General features: G+C 71.3%; 1 protein-coding gene. It reads right to left on the bottom strand.

The features are described from left to right. A partial coding sequence (locus TW83_RS17525; RefSeq protein ID WP_045984073.1) for a biotin/lipoyl-binding protein occupies positions 1–431 on the bottom strand: 431 nt, incomplete at its 3' end. Positions 432–588 lie beyond the last annotated feature (157 nt).

The following is a 588-nucleotide window of genomic DNA, read 5'->3' as shown; positions in this document are numbered from 1 at the left end:
AGCAGCTGCCCCGCGCGGTCGGCCTGCGACCGGGCATTCTCCAGCGCGCCGTCGGCGGCCTCGACGCCTGCCTGTTCGGCGCGGGCCACTGCCTCGGCCGACACGACGTCCTGTTCGGCGACCTTCAGCGCGGCCTGGGCGCCCTGCAGCAGGGCCTCGGCCTGGGCCAGCTTCTGGCGGGGGATGCGGTCGTCGATGCGGGCGATCACGTCGCCCTTCGCGACGGTCTGATAGTCCTCGACCTCGACCGCGGTGACATAGCCCGACAGCTGCGGGGCGATCATCGTGACCTCGGCGCGCAGATAGGCGTTCTCGGTCTGGGGGGCGGCGGTCGAGAAGGGCGGCAGGCCCCATGCGAACAGCAGCAGCAGCGTGCCCGCCAGGCCCAGGATCAGGGCAATTGCGGTCGGGACAAGGTTCTCTTTCTTCATGGCGTGGTTCCGGTGTTCTGGACGGCGGCCCGGCGGGCCATCACGTCGCGCAAAAGGTGAAGCAGCAGCACGGCCGCCGCCAGCAGGGCTGCCAGCGCGGTCAGCGCATAGGCATCGGCATAGGCGCTGACCCAGGCCTGGGCCGCGACCTGCTGGC

The organism is Paracoccus sp. S4493, assembly GCF_000967735.1.
GTDB lineage: Bacteria > Pseudomonadota > Alphaproteobacteria > Rhodobacterales > Rhodobacteraceae > Paracoccus > Paracoccus marcusii.
Note: the sequence above shows the minus strand (reverse complement) of the source record. Positions and strands in the feature narration are given on the sequence as shown.